Source organism: Photobacterium sp. DNB22_13_2 (genome assembly GCF_052873915.1).
Map to the genome: position 1 here is coordinate 1 of NZ_JBNNXU010000165.1, position 264 is coordinate 264.

The window sequence follows — 264 nt, forward strand, 5'->3', positions numbered from 1 at the left end:
GTGGTAGGCCGCCTGCGGGGTACGCTCCGGACCGCGATACTGGCCTGCCAGGCCGTGACCGCCCGTCGAGCCGCCCATTGAACCGGACTGGCTGGCCTCGGTGCTCGACACGCCGCCTTGCAGCGGCTGGGTCGGATGGCTGGCAATCACGCGCTCGATCTCGGCAACCGCCTCGCGCGGGGCCAGCACGACTTCCAGCCCCAGCGCGCCGGCCACGGCCATCAGCGTCGACAGGCGCGGGTCAGCGCGACCGGATTCCGCGCG

General features: G+C 73.5%; 1 protein-coding gene. It reads right to left on the bottom strand.

The annotated features are described in order from the left end of the window. Positions 1-264, bottom strand: a 264-nt coding sequence (locus ACVA58_RS28220; RefSeq protein ID WP_446513544.1) for a hypothetical protein, incomplete at both ends; no start/stop codon positions are given.